The organism is Pseudomonas sp. UBA5706 (genome assembly GCF_002419965.1).
Lineage (GTDB): Bacteria > Pseudomonadota > Gammaproteobacteria > Pseudomonadales > Pseudomonadaceae > Aquipseudomonas.
On record NZ_DIHC01000033.1, the window covers coordinates 117,698 to 140,071 of the forward strand.

Below are 22,374 nucleotides of genomic sequence, written 5' to 3' on the forward strand. Positions count from 1 at the left end.
CTGAGCGCCCGGTTCATAGCGCCGTGGGTCGGGTGCCGCCCATGCGCCGGGTAATAGTGTCCGCCGTCTGCAGCAGCATATCGGCCGCCGAAGCCTGGTTGGAGGGCGTAAACACCGAAGCCGCGCCGACGACGGTGATCACCCCGGCCAATACCTGCCCGGTCGCGAACAGCGGCGTGGATACGGCATTGACGCCCGGCATCAGCAAGCCGTGGATCTGATTCCACCCCGTGGCGCGGATCCGCGCGACCTGCGCTTGCACGTCTTCAGGGGTGGGAGCGCCGCCGTGAGCCCGCTCCTGATCGCTAAGCTCGCTGGTCTCGGCCAAAGGCAGGAAACTGTTGAAGACCATACCGGTGGATGATGTAAGCAACGGCAGCACCGAGCCCACCCGCGTCACCAGCGTCACCGCGCCCAGCGAGGGCTCGACATGCACGACAGTGGGCCCCTTATTGCCCCAAACGGCCAGAAAGCAGGTCTCGTTGAGGCTTTCACGCAGGCTCTGGAGATAGGGAATACCGACCTTAATGACGTCCAGCCCGCCCAACGCAGCCAGTCCTACCAACAGCGCCTCGCGGCCCAGGCCGTAGTGATTGTTGGCGCGGTCCTGTTCAGCGAAACCACTGGCAATCAACGCTTGCAGGTAGCGATGGACCTTGGCCGCCGGCATGCCGACGTGCTCTGCGAGCCTGGACAGCGAGGTGCTGGGCGCCAGCTCTGCCAGCCCCTTGAGGATGCCGGTACCCACTTCGGCGGCCTGCACTTTCTGCTGCCGGGCGCCGGGTGCGAATGCGGCTCCTGATTGGATGTTGTCACTGACCATGAGCGATAGGATGCCTTTGCGGAGAGTGCGCTTTTATAACTTGACCTCCACCCAAACTCAAATTACGTTATTCGTAATCCAATTACAAAATATACAAAGAGGTCGTCCATGCTCCCCGCCTCCGATACGCCGCGCTATCTCAGCGGTTTCGGCAACGAGTTCAGCAGCGAAGCCCTTCCCGGCGCCTTGCCGGTGGGCCGTAACTCACCACAACGCCCTGATTACGGCCTGTACGCCGAACTGTTCTCAGGCACGGCGTTTACCGTCCCGCGCAGCGAATCGCGACGTACGTGGCTGTACCGCATCCATCCATCGGCGAAACATCCGCGGTTTGGCCGCCTTGAGCGACAGATCCCCGGACGCGAGCCGGGACCGGTCAATCCAAACCGCCTGCGCTGGAACCCCCTTGAGTGCCCTGCTACGCCGACCGATCTGCTGGACGGCCTGGTGACACTGGCAGCAACCGGGCCGGCGGAACGCGCTGAGGGCATCACCGTGCACCTGTATGCCGCCAATACCTCCATGCAGCGCGCGTTCTTCAACGCGGATGGCGAGTGGTTGCTGGTTCCGCAGACAGGGCGCTTGCGTGTGGTCACGGAACTGGGCGTACTGGAAGTCGAGCCGCAGGAAATCGTCGTGCTGCCGCGGGGCCTGAAATTTCGCGTGGAACTGCTCGACGCCACCGCGCGGGGTTACATTTGCGAGAATCATGGCAGCGCCTTGCGCTTGCCCGACCTGGGACCGATCGGCAGTAACGGCCTGGCCAATCCGCGAGACTTCCTGGCGCCGGTGGCGCACTTCGAAGAGCAGAACACGCCCTGTACGCTGGTGCAGAAATTCCTCGGCGAGCTATTTGCCACCCAGCTTGATCACTCGCCGTTCAACGTAGTCGCGTGGCACGGTAACAACGTGCCCTACAAGTACGACTTGCGCCGCTTCAACACCATCGGCTCGATCAGCTACGACCATCCCGACCCGTCGATCTTCACTGTACTGACCTCGCCCAGCGCCACCCATGGGGTGGCGAATGTCGACTTCGTGATTTTCCCGCCGCGCTGGCTGGTTGCAGAGAACACCTTCCGCCCACCGTGGTTTCATCGCAACGTGATGAACGAGTTCATGGGCCTGATCGAGGGTGTCTACGACGCCAAAGCCGACGGTTTCGTTCCTGGCGGTGCATCGCTGCACAACTGCATGAGTGCCCATGGCCCGGACGACACCACGGCGCAAAAAGCCATGAGCGTGGAGCTGGCACCGCACAAAGTCGACCACACCATGGCCTTCATGTTTGAAACCTGCCAAGTGCTGCGGGCCAGTCAGGCAGCCTTGGACAGCACGCAGTTGCAGATCGATTACGACGCCTGCTGGAGCGCACTGGCCGACAACTTCACCCGAGAAAGATCATGACCCCTGTTCACACACAACAAAGCTGGATCGCCAGCGCCAACGACAACACCGACTTTCCGTTGCACAATCTGCCGCTCGGTATTTTCAGCCGACCCGGCGAACAGCCGCGGGGCGCCGTGGCCATTGGCGATCAACTGCTGGACCTGGCCGCTGCCGTGGCCGCAGGTGTATTCCAGGGCGCAGCGCTAGGGGCCGCGCAAGCCGCCAGCGCCAGCAGCCTGAACGCCTTCTTCGCGCTGGGCAGCGGGCCGCGCCGCGCGTTGCGGGCAGCCCTGATCGAGCTGCTGGGTGAACACAGCGCGCATCAGCAACAATTGCAGGCAGCGATCTACCCGCAGGCCGAATGCCAAATGCATCTGCCAGCCAAGGTGGGCGACTACACCGACTTTTATGTGGGTATCCACCATGCCACCAATGTCGGCAAATTGTTCCGCCCGGACAATCCCTTGTTGCCTAACTACAAATACGTGCCCATCGGCTACCACGGCCGCGCCTCGACCTTGAATATCAGCGGCAAGGCCTTCAAGCGACCGCAAGGGCAGACCCTGCCCGCAGGCGCCAGCGAACCGGTGTTCGGCCCCAGTCAGCGACTGGATTATGAGTTGGAAATAGGCGTGTGGATTGGCCAGGGCAATGCTCAGGGCGAACCCATCGCGATTGCCGATGCGCCCGAGCATATCGCCGGGCTGTGCCTGTTGAACGATTGGTCGGCACGCGACCTGCAGGCATGGGAGTACCAACCCCTTGGGCCGTTCCTGTCCAAAAGCTTCGCCACCACGCTATCGCCCTGGGTGGTGACCGCCGAGGCGCTGGCGCCGTTTCGTTGCGCCCAGCCAGCACGCCCCGCAGGCGATCCGCGGCCGCTGGAGTACCTGTTCGATGAGCATGATCAACAGCACGGCGCACTGGATATAGAGCTGGAAGTCTTGCTGCTCACGCCAAAGATGCGGCAGGAGAATCTGGCGCCTCAGCGCATCGGCTTGAGCAACACGCAATACATGTATTGGACGATCGCGCAGATGGTCACCCATCACAGCGTCAATGGATGTGCCTTGCAACCTGGCGACTTGTTGGGCACAGGCACCTTGTCAGGGCCGGAGCCGGACCAATACGGCAGCCTGCTGGAAATTACCCAAGGCGGCAAACAGCCACTGAGACTGGACAACGGTGAAGTGCGCAGCTTTGTGCTCGATGGCGATGAAATCATCCTGCGCGCGCGCTGCCTGCGCCCCGGTGTAGCGCCTATCGGCTTTGGCGAGTGCCGCGCCAGGGTCGTTTAAGCAAGCCGTTGCCCATACGCAGAATGCAGACCACAACCTGCATTCTGCGATTGCCTTCCCAAACGTGCCCCCGCCTCGCCGGCCTGGCGTTGCAAATGGCGAATTCGCGTGTGATTGGTCATGCCCCGATGGACAGCTGTTCGGTTAACCACCAAGGCCGTTACGCCGCGCTGAACAGCTCGTCGATAGCGGCCTTCAGTTCGCTCATTGCAAAGGGCTTCGGCAGCCAATGAACCCGTCCATCTTCGAATGCCGAAGTGGGCACGGCGTTTTCAGAGAAGCCCGAGATGAACAGGACCTTGAGCGACGGGGCTTTCTTCAGCGCCAGTGTCGCCAGCTCATGACCGCTGGTTCCCCCGGGCAAGCCGATGTCAGTGACCAGCAGTGTCAAGGACGGAAGTTCGGCCAGTAGCCTCAGCGCTTCATCGGCCGTCCCGGCCTTGATGATGTGGTAACCGACCTCCTGCAGCGCCTCACCCACCAGATCACGAATGGCAGCTTCGTCGTCCACCACCAGTACCGAGCCCTGCTCAACAATGGTGCCATCACCGGCAATCACCGGAGTACCTGCTGCAGCAGTAGGCGATGCCCCCTGATAAATCGGCAGAAACAGGCTGACTGTTGTGCCCTTCCCCACCGCTGAGCTAATCCGGACATCGCCTGATGACTGACGGGCGAAGCCGTGGACCATCGACAGTCCCAACCCGCTACCAGCTCCCAGCGGCTTGGTGGTGAAGAACGGATCGAACGCTCTCTGCAGAATGCTTTCAGGCATGCCGGTGCCGGTATCGGTGACGCGGATCAGTGCATAGTCACCAACGTCCAGTGCAAGTGCGTCCGTTTGCGAAGTGATCCGGACCTCGCTCACCTCAATCCGCAGCCGTCCGCCACGGGGCATGGCATCCCTGGCGTTTATACAGAGGTTCAAGACTGCGTTTTCAAGCTGATGCGCGTCACACAGGCAGAGCAACACAGTGGCAGGCGCCAGTAACTCCAGTTCGATGAGAGGCGTCAGCGTGCGGCTGATCAACTCTTGCATGTCCTGCATGAGCAGTGCTGGCGCAACGACCTTACTGGCCAGCGTCTGACGTCTGGAGTAGGTCAGCAGGCGATGCGTCAGCGCTGCGGCACGGGACGAAGCCCCTTGGGCCGCCGCCACGTAGCGCTCTATGTGCTCGAATTTGCCTTGGGCAATACGCCGCTGGAGCATTTCCAGGCTGCCACCGATCACGGTCAGCAGGTTATTGAAATCATGCGCCAGACCGCCGGTCAACTGACCGACCGCCTCCATTTTCTGACTTTGCTGCAACTGCGACCTCACCTGCTCCAGCGTCTCCTGGCGCTCCTTGAACAGCGTGACATCCCTAGCCACCGCAAGGTATCGGCCTTGCCGCCGCGCAATACGCCAATTGAGTTGCAGATGCTTGCCATCGCGCCGAACGCATTCGGTGTCGAGCTCGACACTCGTGAGTGTATTCAGCGTCTGCAGCGCAACGGCCAACTGCTCCGCGGAAATAAACTCCCAGAGACGTCCCTGCGCCAGCTCCCCTTCCGTCCACCCGGTCTCGACCTGCCACGCAGGGTTGGCCGCCAGCAATTGGCCGTTTTCCGAGAGCGTGCAGATCAGGTCCGGGGAAACATTCCAGACGTCATTACGCTCCTGAGTACGGCGTTCCACCTCCTCCTCCAGACGCATATTGGCGCGATACAGTGCGTTCAAATTCTGCCGGAACAAGTGGCAGACCATTGCCATGGCTAAGCTGACCAGGCCGAAGCTGAAGGTATTGCCCCAACTGGACCCGTCGTGCTCAAAGCCAACAGAGCCAATGAAAAAGTACTGAGCTGTCAGCACTGCCAATGCGCAACCCACGATGGACGCACCGGTGCCGAACCAGAACCCGCAGAACATCAACCCGGGAATGAAGAACAGATAAGGCAGCGCCGTGCCAGGCATTTGTGCTCGTATCAAACCGCACAGGGCCACGACTACGACTGCCCCCAGGTAGCGAACGACGAAGCCTTGCCGCATGCGTACCTGTCGGCGCGCCGTGTGCAGCGTCGAAACGGACGCATCGCTCAGCCGACCTTTGACGACATGGGTCGATTCGGACATGCACTCGCACCCCTCTGACGTTCGATTTGACCTGTGTGAAAATTGCGCCGGGCAACCCCGGCGTGCTGACAGGCTATCGGCAAAGCCTGCGCTAGACTTGAGTCTGGCGTTCCGACCCCGCATGATGGCCATCCAATAGCATTTCTCGAACAATGTTAGTGAAAAATCCGATTAGTCGCAGGTTTCGGGAATGAATAAGCTAGCGAGGCCAGATGGGCGCGCTCATTCGATCGTCGACCGCCTCATTACGATTTGCCACAGGAAAGGCCTATGCAAAGCTTCAGCGTAACGTTCGACGAACGAGCACGCCTGGCCGAAGTCGATCGGCTGACTGCGGACTTGCCGAGCGGTTCGGACCCCGTACTCAACAGTATCGTGGCGATGATCTCGACGCATTTCGGCGTGGCCACGGCGCTGGTCAGCATCGTCGATCGCGACTTTCAGGTGTTCAAGGCCAAAGTAGGCCTGTCATTACCGCGCACCTCGCGAGAAGTTTCTTTCTGCGCCCATGGCCTCGACAGCAGCGACATACTTGAAGTGTGCGACACGCACGCCGACTCGCGGTTTGCCGACAATCCCTTGGTCAGTGGCGCGCCGTTCATACGCTACTACGCAGGCGCACCTCTGGTGATCGAGCCCGGGCTGGCGCTGGGCGGCCTGTGCGTTATCGATAAGGCAAAACGAGCCCCCATGAGCGCGCAGGACAAGGTGTTCCTGCAAAATGCGGCAGAACTGGTGGTGGCCCGACTGCAATCCATTCACTCGCAGCATTTCTTCGACGCGATGACCGGGCTGCCCAACCGGCAGCGCTTCGAACTGGACGTCAATCAATTGAACGTCCCCTCATCCGAGCGAGCGGCGCTCCTGATCGAACCACTGTCAGCGATGGGGATGGACAGACTCGCCAAGTCGCTGGGCCTGGATTTCTTCGCCGACTTCATGTTGGCAGTCAAAGAGCTGCTGCTCGGACTACTGCCCCCAGGGGCGACCTTGTATCGAACACACACGCTGTGTTTCACGATACTGGCCGACTGTCATACCCAGGACACCCTGCCCCGGCTGCTTGACAGCATTACCGAAGCGCTCGGGCGGCCGGTGAACAGCAAAAACGTGCCGGTCGTTGCGGATGTAGGCATCGGTGTACTGAAATTCGGCCCCGACGCTCAACTGCCTATCGACAGCTTGCGCTTGATGGCCAGCATTACGGAGGCGGCGCGCAAGGGTTCACACCGCTGGCTTCACTACGATCCGGCAATCGATGCATCGCTACGCCGCAGCGTCACGTTGCTCAATTCAATCGAAGCTGCATTACTGGCGCCCGACCAATTGCGGCTGGTCTACCAGCCACGGGTTGACCTGGGTAGCAACCGCTGCGCCTCTGCTGAAGCGCTGCTGCGCTGGGCCCATCCGACATTGGGTGAGGTGGGCCCTGCCGAATTCATCGGCCTTGCGGAAACCACGGCGTCGATTCGCCATATCACCCGCTGGGTGGTCAGGCATGTGTGCGAACAGTTGGCTCAATGGCGTCGCCAGGGGCTGACCATGACGGTGTCACTGAATGTGTCGGCGCTGGACCTGACCGACGCGGGCCTGTTTGATGAACTGTGCCAGGCGCTGGACACTTACGACATCGCCCCGGAATACCTGGAGCTTGAGTTCACTGAAAACGTGCTGGTGACCGACTTTGCCGCCGTCCGTGAACAGCTGCTTCGCCTGCGTCGCCTGGGTGTGGCCGTAGGTATCGACGACTTCGGTAGCGGTTACAGCAACTGGACCTATCTGCGGCAAATCCCGGCGACCAGCGTGAAGCTGGACCGCTCGCTGCTGGCCGATCTTCAACCGGGCAGCAGCGACTGGCACATCGTGCGCGGCCTGATCAGCCTGGCAAAGGACCTCAACCTCACGGTGGTGGCAGAGGGAATAGAAACCGAACTTCACTACCATCTGCTGCGCGGCTGGGGTTGCCACGAGGGGCAGGGTTATTACTTCGCCAAACCCCTGGCCCCTGACCATTTGGTCGACTGGTTGTCCAACGGTTCCTACCCGCCCATGATTCCTATGAATGCTGCCAACCAGGACGTTTAAAATACAGCCTGCCGGCACAGAACCGTCCCACGCACTGGATAGTCTTAGAGATTAGGCATTTGCCTTGTATAGTTGCGACTTTCTCTTAAGGAGATCTCCATGCGTATTCCTTCCCGTGTGATTGGCGGCGCTCTGGTCGTCAGCCTGCTGGCTCAACTGACCGCCTGCGGCAGTATTTTCTATCCTGACCGTCGTGGTCAGATCCAAGGCAGTGGCCGAATGGACCCGGCAATCGTGATCCTCGACGCCGTGGGCCTGCTGTTCTACATCATCCCTGGCGTCATCGCCTTTGCCGTCGACTTTGCGACCGGTGCGATTTACCTGCCTTCCGGCAAGCAGGCGCAGATCGACCCGCAGAAGCTGCAGCCCGCTGTGAAGGCAGACGGCACCGTGGATAACGCCAAGCTGCAAGCCATCATTCAAACAGAGCTGGGTCGCACCCTGCCGCTGGACGATCCTCGCCTGATTCAGCACAAAGGCAGCGCGCAGCAGTTGGCGACGCTGGGTCTGGTGCCGTCCGCTTGATTTCCAGGTCCAGATTGAAGGAAGCGCCATGAGCACCAGCCCTGAACATGCCCGGTTATTGCGTCTGGCGACGCGGGCATCGCTGGCCGTCGCCAGCACTCTGATCGTCGCCAAGGCCGTGGCCTGGTGGCTAAGCGGCTCGGTCAGCATGCTGGCGGGCCTGACCGACTCGCTGCTCGATGGTGCGGCCTCGTTCCTCAACCTGTTGGCAGTGCATTACGCGCTGCGGCCCGCCGATGAGGACCACCGCTACGGGCATGGCAAGGCCGAGGCATTGTCGGGCATGGCGCAGTCGCTGTTCATTGCGGTCAGTGCGTTTCTGATCGGTTTCCAGGCCATCGAGCGCATTCAACATCCGCAATCATTGGGCGCTCCGGGGCTCGGCATTCTGGTAATGCTACTGTCGATCGCACTCACCGTCGCGCTGTTGACTTTCCAGCACAAGGTGGTGAAGGAAACCGGCTCGGCAGCGATTCGCGCCGACTCGCTGCATTACCGCTCTGACCTGCTGCTCAACATCAGCATCATGGTAGCGCTGGGGCTAGCGTATTTCGGATATGACCAACTGGACGCTTACTTCGGTCTGGTGATCGCGTTCTACATTCTCTGGAGCGCGATCTCGATCGCACGGGAAACGGTGTCGGTGCTGATGGATGCCGAGCTGGAGCCAGGCGTCAGCACGCGGATGCTGGAGTTGGCGCAGAACGTACCCGGCGTGCTGGGTGCCCATGACTTGCGCACGCGCATCTCGGGCAATCATTGGTTTGTGCAGTTGCATCTGGAATTGCCCGGCACGCTGACACTGCTGGTGGCGCATGACCTGTGCGAGCAAGTGGAGCGCGCGATCATCGCCGAATATCCCAAAGCCGAAGTGCTGGTGCATGCCGACCCGCAGGAGGTAACGCAGGGAGCGAGTGGACCGGTGTTGAATTGAAGACTTATTTCGATAACAACCTGTAGCCAACCGGCTTGCCGGCGCAAGCGATCTCAAAAACGCCACTGCCGGCAGGCCGAACCGCAGAAAAAGCAGCAGCTCGACAGCAAATCACTGTTGAACGCTGTATCCCCTCCCCGCATAACACGCCGCCATGGCCTGACGGTAGATCCCCACGACTTCAGGCGCTGGCTGGTAGGTCGCAGCCGCTGGGTCAAAGTTGCTTTGCTGCACAGCGTATCGATAGCAATCGTATCGATCCTGCTCGATCTGTTGCTGGGTCTGGCCATTGGCCGGATAGGCAAGCACGTCGTAGGGGTCGGCCGTTTGCTGCTGAGCCTGTTGTGGCACCTGCTGCGGCGAGTACACCGGTTCGACACCTTGCGGCGGCTCGGCGACGACGTATTCCTGGGTGCTCTGCTCGTAGGTGTAATAGGTGCCCGCCGCGAGGAAGAACAGCGCGCTGCCCAGCCAGACCTGTTGCGCATAATCCGGCAGATACCGCACTCGCACCCCGTGCGGCGGGGCAACCACCACATAACGCGGGCCCTGCGGGCGATACCAGTAGCCACCTGAATAGAAGTAATCGCTGCCGTGGTAAGGCACGCGGGAGTAGCCGCCTGGCATGCGATCAATTTCATAACCAGGACGATAGCGTGGTCCGCCGCCCCAACCATCGCCATGGCCATCGGGGCGACCGACGTCCGGACGACGATCGCCACCCCGCCATGGGTTGTTCTCACGGGGCTGATCGCGGTAGAAGCCCTGGCGCGGCTGCTGGGTCTGCATCACGGTGTCCGGGCGGCTCTGGATCGGCAGGTTGCTCTGGCGATCCTGCAACTGGCGCTGCTGCAATTGTTGCTGTTGCTGGCGCTGTTGTTGTTGAAGCTGATCCTGTCGTTGCTGATTACGTTCGCGGTCCTGCTGCTGGCGCTGTTGATCGGCGCGCTGCTGCTGATTTTGCTGGACCTGACGCTGCTGGTTGAGTTGTTCCTGCTGGCGCTGTTGCTGTTGTTGCTGTTGTTGCTGTTGCTGGCGCTGCTGGTCCTGATTGAAGCTGCGCTGCTGGTTCTGTTGCTGGCGTTGCATCTCGAAGCCACGCTGCTGTTGCTGGCGTTGCTGCTGCTCATTGCGCTGCTGTTGTTGCTGCTGTTGATTGTTGTCGTCGGCCAACACCTGAGCGCTGATGCTCAAGGACAAAAGACTGACACCTGCCAAACGCCAGATGCACATGTTCATGCTTTCCTCACTGCGGCGCGGATACCTGTTGATAGGACTGCATTCTGGGTACGCCGTTCGCCGCACTCTATCAGCGAGGGTCAGGCCGCGAAACCATCAGGGTGGCCAGGTCCCACACCCGGCATCACCCTCTTGACCAAGCCAGCTTGCTGACGGTGGCAATTTCGATGAAGCCACCGTCGGCAAGTCGGACGGCTACAGGAGCGCACGCAGCTTATGAATAGGGGAAACAAAATCGCAGGCATAAAAAAGAGGGCCTTTGGCCCTCTCTTGAATACTTCGTCCTGGCTCGACGCTTTTGACGCCGGCTCACCTCGCATCGTCTTCTGGACACTGCGTAGCCCGGTGGCCTGATCAACCCTATGGGGCTGGAGGCCGCGGCAGGCCTGATTCGGCGGGCCGCGCTGGACGCGTTGTCCGGGCAGTGATTCTGGTTAAAAGAATAGGCTCGAGCATGCGACACAGGATTGCGAATGTTGCTGACGAAAACACTACTTGCGCAATTTTTCGCTTCGGATGAATAATTCGGCGCAATCGTTCTTATAAAGGTGCCCTCCGTGAGCAAGCTCGATAGATATGACCTGAGTATTCTGGCCGAACTGCAGCGAGACGCGCGCATCTCCAATCAGGAGTTGGCCGAGCGCATCGGGCTGTCGCCCTCGCCCTGCTCACGGCGGGTCAAACAGCTCGAAGACGACGGCTATATCGTGCGTCAGGTGGCACTGCTGGACCGCAAGAAGCTGGGCCTGAGCCTGACCGCTTACGTGCTGATCGGCATGGACCGGCACACGCCCGACCGCTTCGAGCATTTCGAACAGCAGATCCGCAACTTGCCGCAGGTTCTGGAGTGCAGCCTGGTCACCGGTGTCGATGCCGACTACCAACTGAAAGTCGTGGTGCCCGACATGGACCACTACCAAAAATTTCTTCTCGGCCATCTGACCCGTATCGACGGTGTCACCAGCGTGCGCTCAAGCTTCGTGCTCAATCAGGTGCTGGCCAGTACCGAACTGCCGCTGGTTCATCTGCGCAGCTGATGTCACGACAACGTCTATAACCGTAAGCCCACCGTTGAACCGGAGATGATGATGCAACCCGAGGTGTTCGAAGAATGGATGATGACCATTCTAGTGACCGTGCTGATCGGTTTCATGGGATTCATCGTCTGGGACCTGGCGAAAAAATCCGGGGCTGGGCGGTTCGGCACGATGATTCTGTTCGGCGTGCTGGGGCTAGGGGTTTTGGCGTTTGTGATCAAGACCGTGGTGATAGCCTATCTTGAGCAGCACCCATGATACCGATCGCGCTTCGGACCTGTAGCGGAACGCTTTGCCGGCGGTAGCGGTGTCGAAGCGGGCAACCTTGCCCTACACAAGGCGATCAATTCCAGACACGCACTCACGACAACTTCGCAGGCACTTCCCGCCACTGCCCTTGATCCAGCCCATCGATGGTCCAGTCGCCAATGCGTACCCGAACCAGCCGCAGGGTGGGCAAGCCCACTGCTGCAGTCATTCGGCGCACCTGCCGATTCCGGCCTTCCTTGATGATCAGCTCCAGCCAATGGGTCGGCACACTTTTGCGGAAACGTACCGCAGGGTTGCGCGGCCAAAGGTTGGGCTCGTCGAGGCGTCGGGCCTGCGCGGGCAGGGTCGGGCCGTCATTCAGTGCGACGCCATCTCGCAGGGTTTGCAGTTGCTCATCGGAAGGCTCGCCCTCTACCTGCACCCAATACGTCTTGGCCAGCTTGTGTTTGGGGTCGGCGATCCGCGCCTGCAACTGCCCATCGTTGGTCAGCAAAAGCAGGCCTTCGCTGTCACGGTCCAGTCGTCCGGCCGGGTAGATGCCGGGGATTTCGATAAAGTCCTTAAGCGTCGCACGCCCTTGGTCATCGCTGAACTGAGTCAACACGTCAAACGGCTTGTTGAACAGGATCAGCCGGGGCTCGGCAGGCGGTGCCTTGGCGACACGGCGAGGTGCGCTGGATGCATTCGGCGCGGGGCGGCGGGAAATGGGGCGTTGATGGCGGGGCATATCGGCTCAAAGCGTAAAAACGGAAAGGACCACTTTAGTGGCCCTTTCTCTGAACAGCCAGTAAATCAACGGAACGGTGGCTCGTCGAAACTGCGCAGCTTGCGCGAGTGCAGCGAGTTGAGCTGGGTGCGCATCAGGTCCAGGGCGGCGATGCCGATCTTCAGATGCTGGGTGACGGCGCGCTCATAAAAAGCATTGGCCGAGCCCGGCAGTTTGATTTCGCTGTGCAGCGGCTTGTCGGAGACACAGAGCAAAGTCCCGTATGGCACGCGCAGACGATAGCCTTGAGCTGCAATGGTGCCGCTTTCCATGTCCACCGCGACGGCGCGCGACAGGTTGATCAGCGGCCGTTCCTGTGCCCAGCGCAGCTCCCAGTTGCGGTCGTCGTAGGTCAATACGGTGCCGGTGCGCAGGCGCTTTTTCAAATCGTCTCCACGCTCGCCCGTGACCTGCGCTGCCGACTCCTGCAACGCCATTTGCACTTCAGCCAGCGCAGGGATCGGGATGTTTGGCGGCAGAACACGATCAAGAATGCCGTCACGACGCATGTAGGCGTGGGCCAGCACGTAATCGCCGATGGTTTGCGACTGACGCAGGCCGCCGCAGTGGCCGATCATCAGCCAGCAATGCGGGCGCAGTACGGCCAGGTGGTCGGTGATGTTCTTGGCATTGGACGGGCCGACACCAATGTTGACCAGGGTCACGCCGTGGCCGTCTTCGGCGATCAGGTGGTAGGCCGGCATCTGGTATCGGTGCCAGACCACGCTGGAGACGATGGCCTGAGCCTCGCCGTGGTCCATGCTCTTGTCGACGATGACGTTACCCGGCAGGACCATTTTCACGAAACGCGGATCGTCACGCAGTTTTTCCAGGCCGTGGACGATGAACTGGTCGACGTAGCGATGGTAGTTGGTCAACAGAATCCAGGGCTGCACGTGGCGCCAGTCGCTGCCGGTGTAGTGCACCAGGCGGCGCAGCGAGAAGTCCACGCGAGCGGCGTCGAACAGCGCCAGCGGCAGCGGATCGGTATTGGCCCAGTCGTACAGCCCATCGGCGATGCCGTCGGTGGCGGCGGACAGGTCGGTACTCGGGAACACGCGCGCCAGGGTGGCGGCGGTAACGCCCGTGCCGGCCAGTTCGTCGCCCTGCTCGACCACATACGGATAAGGAATGTTCTGCGCGCTGACCCCGACTTCGACCGTGACAGTGAAGTCGTTCATCAACGGTACGAGCTGTTCGAGCAAGTATTTGCGGAAGGCCGCCGGGTGGGTGACGGTGACGCTGTAAGTACCGGGCAGTTGGACCTTGGCATAGGCACGGGTGGTCAGCGGTACTTCGCCATGGCAGTGGTAGGTCAGGCGCAGCTCAGGGTAGCGGAACAGCAGACGCTCGGCGGCATCGGGCTCGACGCGGTCTTTGAGGTAACGCTTGAGCGCCTGGTTCAAGGCGCCGGTCGCACGTGCGTGCAGCTCGGCAAGCCGATCCACGGCTTGCTCGGCGGTTTCTACGACAATAAAAGCTTCAGTCACGATGCGCATCCTTCTGATCTTGCAAGGCTCCATCTTGCCTGCAACGGCGGGGGAAGGCACGAAATGATGCAGCAACAAAAGGTGATCTGCAGCAGCACGATTCGCTGGCAGCGGCGTCCTTAGAACGCTATTGCCGGCAAGCCCTACTGCTACGGCAAGGGTCTATCGATCACGCTACCTGCGGCGACGACCGCGCCACCAACGCCTGAACATCCACTCCACGAGGCAGCACGCCGTAGACCCGGCCGGGGTGTTGCAGTCGTCCTGCGATGAAACCGTCACTGACCGTCGAATTCCCCGCCTCCAGCAGCAGCTTGGCTTGCAGTCCTACGGCGATGTCTTCGGTCAGTTGCCGCGCGCGGTACTGAATATCAGCTGTGTCCTTGAACGCGGTCTTCAATTGGCCGATATGCGCTGCCAGTCGCGCATCGCCGTGGCCATCGCCCAGTTCGTCGAACAACGCGTCCAGTACGCCCGGCTCTTTCGACAGCGCTCGCAACACGTCCAGGCACTGTACGTTGCCTGAGCCTTCCCAGGTTGAGTTCACCGGCGCTTCTCTATAAAGACGCGGCAGGATGGTGTCCTCCACATACCCCGCGCCGCCCATGCACTCTGCGGCTTCGTTGATCATGGCCGGGGCGCGCTTGCAGATCCAGTACTTGCCCACCGCCGTGACCAACCGTGCAAAACGCGCTTCGTGGGGATCGTCAAGCCGCTCCAGCGAGCGCCCCATACGCAGGGTCAATGCCAGCGCGGCTTCGCTTTCCAGCGCTAGATCAGCCAACACGTTCTGCATCAATGGCTGCTCACTGAGCACACGCCCGCTGACACTACGGTGGGCGCAATGATGCGCCGCCTGCGTCAGCGCCTGACGCATCAAGGCGCTGGAACCGGTCATGCAGTCGAAGCGGGTCATGGCAACCATCTCGATGATCGTTGGCACGCCGCGCCCTTCTTCACCCACCATCCAGGCCAGCGCCCCGCGGAATTCGACCTCGCTGGACGCATTGGACCAGTTGCCTAGTTTGTTCTTGAGGCGCTGTATGTAGAACTCGTTGCGGGTGTCGTCCGGGCGATGGCGAGGCAGCAGGAAACAGCTCAAGCCTTTGTCAGTCTGCGCCAGGGTGAGGAAGGCATCGCACATCGGCGCCGAGCAGAACCATTTATGTCCGACCAGCTCGTAGGCCTGACCCGGGCCAGGCTGACCGACCGGATAAGCCCGGGTGGTGTTGGCTCGCACATCGGTGCCACCCTGCTTTTCGGTCATCGCCATGCCGATGGTGACCCCGGTTTTGTGAGCGATCCCGACATTGCGCGGGTCGTACCGGGTCGCGAGAATTTTCGGCAGCCAGATGTCGGCCAGATCAGGTTGCAACCTGAGGGCCGGAACGCTGGCGAACGTCATGGTCAGCGGACAGCCGCTCCCAGCCTCGGCCTGGGTGTGCAGGTAACTCATGGACGCGCGGGCGACATGAGCGCCCGGGCGCGGGTCCGTCCAGGGCAGCGAAGCAATGCCGTGCTCGACAGCGGTCTGCATCAATTGGTGATATGCGGGGTGGAACTCCACCAGGTCGACGCGATGGCCATAGCGGTCATGGCTGACGAACACCGGTTTGTTCTGATTGGCGAGAAATCCCGCCTCCATCAGCGGCCCGCCCGCCAATGCACCGTACGCATCGATTTTCGCCTGCGCCCAGCCCGCACCGAAACGCCTGGACCACTCCTGCAACGGCAGATCGATGCGGTACAGGTTGGTCCCGTCCAGCGCTGGGGGCTGGTTGGTGACCTCGTGGGTTTCGGCGAACTGATGCAGGTTCATGAGCGGGCTCCGATTCGGGTCGGTACGCGGCAATCGCGCAGAGGCGAACCAGTGAATCACGCAGCGGCAGCGAAAAAAAAGCGCCATAGGCGACTAAATGACGGCGGTTTTGCCATGTCCCTGGGCAGTCACGCTGCAAGCGCTCCGCAGCGATCCGGCTTGCCAACGGCAGCAATTTGCAGGCCAATCCCCGCCGGCCAGTGGTGCCATTACAGGTCCTGTTGCGGGGGTTTCGCTCGAGCGATGTCCAGACTTAACCTGAACTGACTGCCATTGCCCGGCTCGGACTGATGGCTCAAACGGCCGCCTTGTAATTCGATCAGTTGCCGACAAATCGCCAGCCCAATCCCAAGCCCGCCGTATTCGCGGGTCATGGAACCGTCGACCTGATAAAAGTTGGCATAAAGCGTGTCTTCGTCCAAGCGAACGAAGCCTATGCCAGTGTCTATGACATCAATCAGCAAGCGCACTTGTTGATCGTCGGTGTGGCCTTTCACGCAGACTCTGATCGAGCCCTGCCTGGTGAACTTGATGGCATTGTCGACCAGACATTCCAGGCACTGACGCAGTTTCAGCGCATCGCCTTGCAAGCTGTCCGGCAGCGCTTCGTCCAGTTCAACACTCAAGGCCAGGGCCTTGCTGCGGGCCGGCGGCTCGAATGTGCTGCGCAGCTGAAACAGTAAATGCCGCAAGCTGAACGCTTCGCTGTGCACCTCAATCCGTCCGGCCTGCAGTTCGGTGAGGGTCAGGATCCCGTTAACAATGCCCATCATGTTCTGCGCGGAGTCGGCGGCGGTCTGGCGGTACAGCTCGATGTCGTCCTCGGCACCGTTCATCTGCATCAGCTCCAGGGAGCCGATCACGCCGTTCATCGGCGTGCGCAGCTCATGGGTGAGCGTGGCCAGAAACTCGTCTTTGAGTCGGTTGCTCACCGCCAGTTGCTGGTTGAGGGCTTCCAGGTCCCTGCCGGACTGCGCCAGGATATGCGCCTGGCGTTCGCGCAGGGTGTTGATGCGATCGGCCAAGGCCAGCGACAGCAGCGCAACCTCCACCACCGAACCAATCTGGCTGGCATACATGGTCCAGAAGTTGTTCGGCAACAGCCCTAGCAACATCGTCGTGTTAATGACACCGCCCAGCAAAAACGCCGACCACGCAAAAATGAAATAACGCGCCACGCGACGCCCTCTCAGCCAGGCGACGATACCGATCAGGAGAATGACCGGGGTAAACAGCAACACCAGTCCTGTCACCAGTCGCAGCGCGATGCCGTAATCCTGCGTCAGCGACAGCAACATGATCACTGCCGCGCAGGCCGTCATCAGTTGCAGCGGCACATCCAGCCAGCGACCTAGCCTGGGGGTTTGCAGGAACTTGCGGGCGAACTGGCTGGCAAAGAGAATCGCTGCCCCAATCAGGAACGTGGTCGAGGTGTTGGCCCACCAGGGGCTGTTCGGCCACAGGAACTCGATACCGGCACCATTGATAGACACCTGATACAGACCGAAGCAACAGATATAGAGGATGTAATAGAGGTAGCTTCTGTCGCGCACGCTCAGGTAGATGAACAGGTTGTAGACCAGCATCACGGCCAACACGCCGTAGATCATGCCCAGAATGTAAAGCCGCGCCGGTTGCGCCTCTATGTACGCATGACTGGCCCAAAGATTGAGTGGCGCCTGCACCGAACCATGACTGGAGACCCGCACGTAAGCGGTCTTGCTTTGGTTGGGGGCAAGATTGAGTTCGAACAGGTAGTTATTCTGTTTTACCTGACGGCTGTCGAAGGGCAGCATGTCGCCGGTCTGCCAGGTCAGGCTGGGCTCGGCGGTTTCGCTGGCCAGGTACAGGTCAACGTGATCCATCGGCGGATAAGCAAGTTCGAGCAACCAGTCGGCAAACGCCACTGGATTGACCGGCCGATAGGTCAGGGTCACTTTCAACCAGAACACCGACTCCGAAAAGCCTGCGTTAAGCGCATTGCCCTCCAGCGCGCTAAACCGGGACTGGCCTTCGGGGGACGACACTTGCTTGATCGTGGCGGCGCCTGTCGGATCTTCGAAGACCTGGGTCGCCGGCCCCAATGACAGCGTGCGCGTGTTCTCGTCGAACTCTACGGCACTGACCAGCGTTGGCAGCAATATCAGCAGCAGCGTTAAAAACAGGCGCAAGGATCACCGCCAATCGTAGTCTGAGCGGCGGTCTGAAACCCTTGATCCATGGGAGGCAACATCCGAGTCGAGACCGAGATGTCGGCCAGTCTGGTTAACGGGCAAAGCACTTACGTTCACTCTTTGGCAGAAAAAAACGGCGGCTCGCCGACAGCATAAAGACTGATAGCCGCATGACACTATCTGTATCGTCACACGACAGAATTTCGTGATGTTTTCAAGACGACCGGCGCGCTCCTGCCTGCAGACGGCGCAATAGAGCGTCCCAGCGCCGGTAGACGAAAATTGTGCGGCCGACCGGCGGCCCGGCAAAAGCTTTAGTGGTAAGCTCGCGCACCATGAATATCTATAGCTCCCGCCCTGTTGTCCTCTGTCTCTCCGGCCACGACCCCAGTGGAGGCGCCGGCTTGCAGGCCGATATCGAAGCCCTACTCGCCCAAGGCTGCCACGCCGCTGCGGCAGTGACCGCCCTGACCGTGCAAGATACCGTAAACGTCAGCGATTTCCGGGTGCTGGACCGTGAGTGGGTGCTGGCCCAGGCCAACGCCGTGCTCAACGACTCGCCTGTCGCAGCGGTGAAGCTGGGCATGCTTGGCTCGCTGGAGATGGTCGACACCGTGGTCGAGTTGCTTGAGGGCCATCGACATCTGCCGCTGGTTTGCGATCCGGTCCTGCGTGCGGGCGGCGGCGGGCGGCTTGGCAAGGATGAAGTGGGTTACGCCATGCGCGAGCGCCTTCTGGCGCTGGCAACCGTTGCCACACCGAACCTGCCCGAAGCGCGGATTCTGGCCGAACTGCCCGAAGGCACCGCCGACGAATGCGCCGAAAAACTCTTGCCATACTGCGAGCACCTGCTCATCACCGGCGGTCACGGGGACGAGCATGAGGTGCATAACCGACTCTACCTGCGCAACGGGCAATCGCGCACCTTCATCTGTCAGCGGTTGCCGGGCAGTTATCACGGCTCAGGCTGCACGCTGGCCAGCACCCTGGCCGGTCGCCTGGCTCTTGGGCAAGACCTGATCAGCGCCGTGCAAACCGCGCTGGACTACACTTGGCGCACGTTGCGCGACGCAGAACAACTGGGCAAAGGCCAGTTCGTCCCCCGTCGCCTGCCGCTGGATTTCTGCTCGTAACGCCACGATTAAAGAGGCACCCCCTGATGAAACTACGTGGCTTGTACGCCGTGACCGACAGCCAGTTGCTGGCTGGCAAATTCCTGGCCTACGTCGAAGCCGCGCTCGACGGCGGCGTGACCCTTCTGCAATACCGCGACAAATCCGGCGACGAGACCCGCCGTCTGCGCGAAGCCTCGGAACTGCTCAAGCTGTGCGAGCGCTACAAGACCCACCTGATCATCAACGATGACGCCGAAGTCGCCGCACGGCTCGGCGTTGGCGTGCACCTGGGGCAAACCGACGGCTCGCTGCCGGATGCCCGCGCCCTGCTTGGTCACAAGGCCATCGTGGGCGCTACCTGTCATGCGCAGCTTGAGCTGGCGGAAAAAGCCAAGGTAGACGGGGCCACCTACGTTGCATTTGGCCGTTTTTTCAACTCCAGCACCAAGCCCGGCGCGCCGGCATGCAGCCTGCAAATGCTGGCCGAAGCACGCCAGCGCATCAAATTGCCGATCGCTGTCATCGGCGGCATCACCCTGGACAACGCCGCGCCGCTGGTGGCCCATGGTGCTGACCTGCTTGCGGTGGTGCATGGCCTGTTCGGTGCCGAAACAACCCAGGAAGTCACGCGTCGTGCCCGTGCTTTCAACGACCTGTTCAAATTGGCCTGACTGGAGTCGGGCCGGTTCACCTCATTCGATTCAAGCAGAGACCTTCACCATGTCCCGTTCTGAAACCCTGTTCGCCAATGCCCAGAAACACATTCCCGGGGGCGTTAACTCGCCGGTTCGCGCCTTCAAAAGCGTTGGTGGCACCCCGCTGTTCTTCAAACATGCCGCTGGCGCCTACGTGACCGACGAAGATGACAAGCGCTATGTGGATTACGTGGGTTCCTGGGGGCCGATGATTCTCGGCCACAGCCACCCGGATGTACTGGACGCTGTGCGCAAGCAGCTTGAACACGGCCTGTCCTACGGGGCACCGACCGCGATGGAGACCGAAATGGCCGATCTGGTCTGCTCGATCGTGCCGTCGATGGAAATGGTGCGCATGGTCAGCTCCGGCACCGAAGCGACCATGAGCGCAATCCGTCTGGCCCGTGGTTATACCGGTCGCGACAGCATCATCAAATTCGAAGGTTGCTATCACGGTCACTCCGACAGCCTGCTGGTCAAGGCCGGTTCGGGTGCGCTGACGCTGGGCGTCCCGAGTTCGCCGGGCGTTCCCGCTGCATTCGCCAAACACACGCTGACCCTGCCATTCAACGACATCGACGCCGTTAAGGCGATGCTGGCCGAAGTGGGCCAGGAAGTGGCCTGTATCATCGTCGAGCCGGTCGCCGGCAACATGAACTGCGTGCCACCCGCACCGGGTTTCCTGCAAGGCCTGCGCGACGCGTGCGACGAACACGGTGTGGTGCTGATTTTCGACGAAGTGATGACCGGTTTCCGTGTTGCCCTGGGCGGGGCGCAGGCGTATTACGGCGTCAAACCTGACTTGAGCACCTTCGGCAAGATCATTGGCGGCGGCATGCCAGTGGGCTGCTTTGGTGGCAAGCGCGAGATCATGTCGCACATCGCGCCGCTGGGTCCGGTGTATCAGGCAGGCACGTTGTCCGGCAACCCGCTGGCCATGGCGGCAGGTTTGACGACGCTCCGCCTGATCAGCCGTCCGGGCTTTCATGACGAGCTGAGCAACTACACCACCCGGCTGCTCGACGGCCTGCAGCAGCGGGCGGACGCAGCGGGCGTCCCGTTCGTGACCACTCAGGCGGGCGGGATGTTCGGCCTGTATTTCACCGATGCCAAACAGATCGTCACCTTCCAGGACGTGATGAGCAGCGACGCAGATCGCTTCAAACGCTTCTTCCACCTCATGCTCGACGGCGGCGTGTACCTGGCGCCGAGCGCCTTCGAAGCCGGCTTTACCTCTATCGCCCACGGTGAAGCGGAGTTGCAACACACGCTGGATGCGGCCGAGAAGGCATTCGCGCAGTTGAAATAAGGCACGTCACACGAGCCGGGCTGATCGCTACCTGGCACTGTGTGACGCAAATCCGCAAAGCGCCGCAGCCTGTGGAAGACGTCGCAGGTTACGACCGTAGTGAACGCGTTGGTCAGTCAATAACAGCGTGACTGGCACACCGCGTTCGCCAGCAACCAGCTACTGAAGCCGTTGACTGGTGGATGATGCATTGAAATTCCAGGCTTGCCGACGGTCCAGGCGCCTGAATACGGGCCAATCAGCGCCTTGCTGCAGAAAATCAGTAAAGACTTTGTAAGGTTGGCCCTGCTTATTTCATAATGCGCAGCCAGCACGTTTCGCTGGACGGGCATGCCCGCACCTTTTTCAGAGGTAAGTCGACTTCCATGAATCGCACCGGCCGCACCCTTGCATTGGGCTGCCTGTTGCTTCTTCATCCCCTGCTGACGAATGCAGGTGGCAACTCGTTGTTGATCCCAGCGGCGGGTCGCTGCACCCTGAATACCCAGCCAGACGACCTGCCAGCCGCGTTGTCGGCATGCCAGCAGGCGGCTCAAGGCGGGGATGCTCAGGCGCAGTACGAGTTGGGACAGTTCTATTACGACGGCAAGAGTACGCCGCGTGACCTGACCCAGGCCCTCAACTACTTCGAACAGGCCTCGTTGCAAGGCCATGCACAGGCGCAGTATCAGCTGGGTCTGATGTTCTTCCGTGGTGAAGGCGTGCAAGCCAATAACATCCAGGCTTATATCGTGCTGAAAATGGCGGCGGTCAACGGTTCGGAGGATGCCCTGGATCAGGCCGACGAAGTGTCCGCGCAGATGAAGAAAGAGGACCTGGAAGTGGCGACCCAGGTGCTGGGGCAAATCTTCCGCAAATACTTGCTGGAACTGCAAACCGCCGAAGGAAGAACGCCCTTCGCGCCCTTCCCTGATACCACCAAGCCCTGATTGCCTGGCCTGTTCAGCAGGCCCTTACTTGTCCGGCATCGGCATCGGAAACGGCATGACGTTGCCGGTCTGACGCGCTTCGCTGATCTTCGCAGTCCCCATGCGCTCGACTTCATCGATGCGCACGATTGAATGCATCGGCACGAAGCTGCGCACCACACCATCGAACTGCGCCTTCAACTTCTCTTCGCTTGGGTCTACCACCACGGTCGTACGCTCACCGAAGACGAATTCTTCCACCTCCAGGAATCCCCACAGATCACTTTGATAGATCTGCTTGGCGTACATCTCGTACACCTGTCCCTGGTTGAGAAAAATCACCTTGTAGATTGGAGCTTCGCGTTTGGTCATAACAGGCAGGCAA

Annotated in this window: 19 protein-coding genes; 11 read left to right on the plus strand and 8 right to left on the minus strand. The window is 60.7% G+C overall.

The annotated features are described in order from the left end of the window. Window positions 1-13 precede the first annotated feature (13 nt). Entirely contained in the window at window positions 14-823 is an 810-nt protein-coding gene (locus tag B3I26_RS15800; RefSeq protein ID WP_296258901.1) for an IclR family transcriptional regulator, read from the minus strand. Window positions 824-931: 108 nt separating this feature from the next. On the opposite strand from B3I26_RS15800, the gene hmgA reads away from it, so the two are divergent. Further along, a complete protein-coding gene (hmgA, locus tag B3I26_RS15805; protein ID WP_296258903.1) occupies window positions 932-2,230 on the plus strand; it encodes a homogentisate 1,2-dioxygenase in 1,299 nt (432 codons plus the stop codon). Then, on the plus strand, window positions 2,227-3,510 hold the full coding sequence (gene fahA, locus B3I26_RS15810; protein WP_296258904.1) for a fumarylacetoacetase: 1,284 nt from the start codon (window positions 2,227-2,229) through the stop codon (window positions 3,508-3,510). Before hmgA ends, fahA begins: the two co-directional genes overlap by 4 nt. A 160-nt stretch (window positions 3,511-3,670) precedes the next feature. On the opposite strand, the gene B3I26_RS15815 is transcribed toward fahA, so the two are convergent. After that, window positions 3,671-5,623 (minus strand): ATP-binding protein, encoded by a 1,953-nt coding sequence (locus tag B3I26_RS15815; protein WP_296258906.1) that lies wholly within the window; start codon window positions 5,621-5,623, stop codon window positions 3,671-3,673. 270 nt (window positions 5,624-5,893) lie between these two features. Here B3I26_RS15815 and B3I26_RS15820 point away from each other — a divergent pair, with 270 nt between their 5' ends. The 3 genes from B3I26_RS15820 to B3I26_RS15830 all read left to right on the plus strand — a co-directional run bounded on the left by B3I26_RS15820 (window position 5,894) and on the right by B3I26_RS15830 (window position 9,167). After that, window positions 5,894-7,708 carry a sensor domain-containing phosphodiesterase gene (locus B3I26_RS15820; RefSeq protein ID WP_296258908.1) on the plus strand — a complete coding sequence of 605 codons (1,815 nt, stop codon included), beginning with the start codon at window positions 5,894-5,896 and terminating at the stop codon, window positions 7,706-7,708. A 99-nt stretch (window positions 7,709-7,807) separates the two neighbouring features. Then, window positions 7,808-8,233: a polyribonucleotide nucleotidyltransferase gene (locus B3I26_RS15825; RefSeq protein WP_296258909.1), complete on the plus strand. Its 426-nt coding sequence runs from the start codon at window positions 7,808-7,810 to the stop codon at window positions 8,231-8,233. A gap of 28 nt (window positions 8,234-8,261) precedes the next feature. Then, window positions 8,262-9,167, plus strand: coding sequence for a cation diffusion facilitator family transporter (locus B3I26_RS15830; protein ID WP_296258911.1), 906 nt, complete (start codon window positions 8,262-8,264; stop codon window positions 9,165-9,167). 111 nt (window positions 9,168-9,278) lie between these two features. On the opposite strand, the gene B3I26_RS15835 is transcribed toward B3I26_RS15830, so the two are convergent. Then, the gene (locus tag B3I26_RS15835; protein WP_296258913.1) at window positions 9,279-10,406 is read right to left on the minus strand and encodes a DUF6515 family protein; all 1,128 of its coding nucleotides are present in this window, start codon (window positions 10,404-10,406) and stop codon (window positions 9,279-9,281) included. A 557-nt stretch (window positions 10,407-10,963) separates the two neighbouring features. On the opposite strand from B3I26_RS15835, the gene B3I26_RS15840 reads away from it, so the two are divergent. Beyond that, entirely contained in the window at window positions 10,964-11,443 is a 480-nt protein-coding gene (locus tag B3I26_RS15840) for an Lrp/AsnC family transcriptional regulator (RefSeq protein WP_296258915.1), read from the plus strand. Window positions 11,444-11,494: 51 nt separating this feature from the next. Further along, window positions 11,495-11,701 (plus strand): DUF2788 domain-containing protein, encoded by a 207-nt coding sequence (locus tag B3I26_RS15845; protein WP_296259001.1) that lies wholly within the window; start codon window positions 11,495-11,497, stop codon window positions 11,699-11,701. Between the two features lie 103 nt (window positions 11,702-11,804). Here B3I26_RS15845 and B3I26_RS15850 read toward each other — a convergent pair whose 3' ends face one another. From B3I26_RS15850 to B3I26_RS15865, 4 genes are all read right to left on the minus strand, one after another. Further along, window positions 11,805-12,440: a pseudouridine synthase gene (locus B3I26_RS15850; RefSeq protein WP_296258917.1), complete on the minus strand. Its 636-nt coding sequence runs from the start codon at window positions 12,438-12,440 to the stop codon at window positions 11,805-11,807. 65 nt (window positions 12,441-12,505) lie between these two features. Further along, window positions 12,506-14,002, minus strand: coding sequence for an AMP nucleosidase (gene amn / locus B3I26_RS15855; protein ID WP_296259003.1), 1,497 nt, complete (start codon window positions 14,000-14,002; stop codon window positions 12,506-12,508). 136 nt (window positions 14,003-14,138) lie between these two features. Further along, window positions 14,139-15,788 carry an acyl-CoA dehydrogenase family protein gene (locus B3I26_RS15860; protein WP_296258918.1) on the minus strand — a complete coding sequence of 550 codons (1,650 nt, stop codon included), beginning with the start codon at window positions 15,786-15,788 and terminating at the stop codon, window positions 14,139-14,141. Between the two features lie 209 nt (window positions 15,789-15,997). Further along, window positions 15,998-17,959 (minus strand): sensor histidine kinase, encoded by a 1,962-nt coding sequence (locus B3I26_RS15865; protein ID WP_296258919.1) that lies wholly within the window; start codon window positions 17,957-17,959, stop codon window positions 15,998-16,000. 338 nt (window positions 17,960-18,297) lie between these two features. Here B3I26_RS15865 and B3I26_RS15870 point away from each other — a divergent pair, with 338 nt between their 5' ends. From B3I26_RS15870 to B3I26_RS15885, 4 genes are all read left to right on the plus strand, one after another. Then, on the plus strand, window positions 18,298-19,095 hold the full coding sequence (locus B3I26_RS15870) for a bifunctional hydroxymethylpyrimidine kinase/phosphomethylpyrimidine kinase (RefSeq protein ID WP_296258921.1): 798 nt from the start codon (window positions 18,298-18,300) through the stop codon (window positions 19,093-19,095). A gap of 26 nt (window positions 19,096-19,121) precedes the next feature. After that, on the plus strand, window positions 19,122-19,748 hold the full coding sequence (gene thiE / locus B3I26_RS15875) for a thiamine phosphate synthase (RefSeq protein ID WP_296258923.1): 627 nt from the start codon (window positions 19,122-19,124) through the stop codon (window positions 19,746-19,748). Window positions 19,749-19,797: 49 nt separating this feature from the next. Further along, entirely contained in the window at window positions 19,798-21,081 is a 1,284-nt protein-coding gene (gene hemL / locus B3I26_RS15880) for a glutamate-1-semialdehyde 2,1-aminomutase (protein ID WP_296258924.1), read from the plus strand. Window positions 21,082-21,446: 365 nt separating this feature from the next. Further along, window positions 21,447-22,010 carry a tetratricopeptide repeat protein gene (locus B3I26_RS15885; protein ID WP_296258925.1) on the plus strand — a complete coding sequence of 188 codons (564 nt, stop codon included), beginning with the start codon at window positions 21,447-21,449 and terminating at the stop codon, window positions 22,008-22,010. A 24-nt stretch (window positions 22,011-22,034) separates the two neighbouring features. Here B3I26_RS15885 and B3I26_RS15890 read toward each other — a convergent pair whose 3' ends face one another. After that, window positions 22,035-22,361, minus strand: a complete 327-nt coding sequence (locus tag B3I26_RS15890; RefSeq protein ID WP_062384926.1) for a DUF1820 family protein — start codon at window positions 22,359-22,361, stop codon at window positions 22,035-22,037. Window positions 22,362-22,374 lie beyond the last annotated feature (13 nt).

Bases quoted from the DNA above. Each gene is read 5' to 3' on its own strand.
- hmgA (WP_296258903.1), top strand. From the start codon at position 932: ATGCTCCCCGCCTCCGATACGCCGCGCTATCTCAGCGGTTTCGGCAAC.
- B3I26_RS15835 (WP_296258913.1), bottom strand. From the start codon at position 10,406: ATGAACATGTGCATCTGGCGTTTGGCAGGTGTCAGTCTTTTGTCCTTG.
- B3I26_RS15860 (WP_296258918.1), bottom strand. From the start codon at position 15,788: ATGAACCTGCATCAGTTCGCCGAAACCCACGAGGTCACCAACCAGCCC.
- B3I26_RS15820 (WP_296258908.1), top strand. From the start codon at position 5,894: ATGCAAAGCTTCAGCGTAACGTTCGACGAACGAGCACGCCTGGCCGAA.
- thiE (WP_296258923.1), top strand. From the start codon at position 19,122: ATGAAACTACGTGGCTTGTACGCCGTGACCGACAGCCAGTTGCTGGCT.
- B3I26_RS15890 (WP_062384926.1), bottom strand. From the start codon at position 22,361: ATGACCAAACGCGAAGCTCCAATCTACAAGGTGATTTTTCTCAACCAG.
- fahA (WP_296258904.1), top strand. From the start codon at position 2,227: ATGACCCCTGTTCACACACAACAAAGCTGGATCGCCAGCGCCAACGAC.
- B3I26_RS15800 (WP_296258901.1), bottom strand. From the start codon at position 823: ATGGTCAGTGACAACATCCAATCAGGAGCCGCATTCGCACCCGGCGCC.
- B3I26_RS15850 (WP_296258917.1), bottom strand. From the start codon at position 12,440: ATGCCCCGCCATCAACGCCCCATTTCCCGCCGCCCCGCGCCGAATGCA.
- amn (WP_296259003.1), bottom strand. From the start codon at position 14,002: ATGGAGCCTTGCAAGATCAGAAGGATGCGCATCGTGACTGAAGCTTTT.
- B3I26_RS15870 (WP_296258921.1), top strand. From the start codon at position 18,298: ATGAATATCTATAGCTCCCGCCCTGTTGTCCTCTGTCTCTCCGGCCAC.
- hemL (WP_296258924.1), top strand. From the start codon at position 19,798: ATGTCCCGTTCTGAAACCCTGTTCGCCAATGCCCAGAAACACATTCCC.
- B3I26_RS15845 (WP_296259001.1), top strand. From the start codon at position 11,495: ATGCAACCCGAGGTGTTCGAAGAATGGATGATGACCATTCTAGTGACC.
- B3I26_RS15830 (WP_296258911.1), top strand. From the start codon at position 8,262: ATGAGCACCAGCCCTGAACATGCCCGGTTATTGCGTCTGGCGACGCGG.
- B3I26_RS15825 (WP_296258909.1), top strand. From the start codon at position 7,808: ATGCGTATTCCTTCCCGTGTGATTGGCGGCGCTCTGGTCGTCAGCCTG.
- B3I26_RS15885 (WP_296258925.1), top strand. From the start codon at position 21,447: ATGAATCGCACCGGCCGCACCCTTGCATTGGGCTGCCTGTTGCTTCTT.
- B3I26_RS15815 (WP_296258906.1), bottom strand. From the start codon at position 5,623: ATGTCCGAATCGACCCATGTCGTCAAAGGTCGGCTGAGCGATGCGTCC.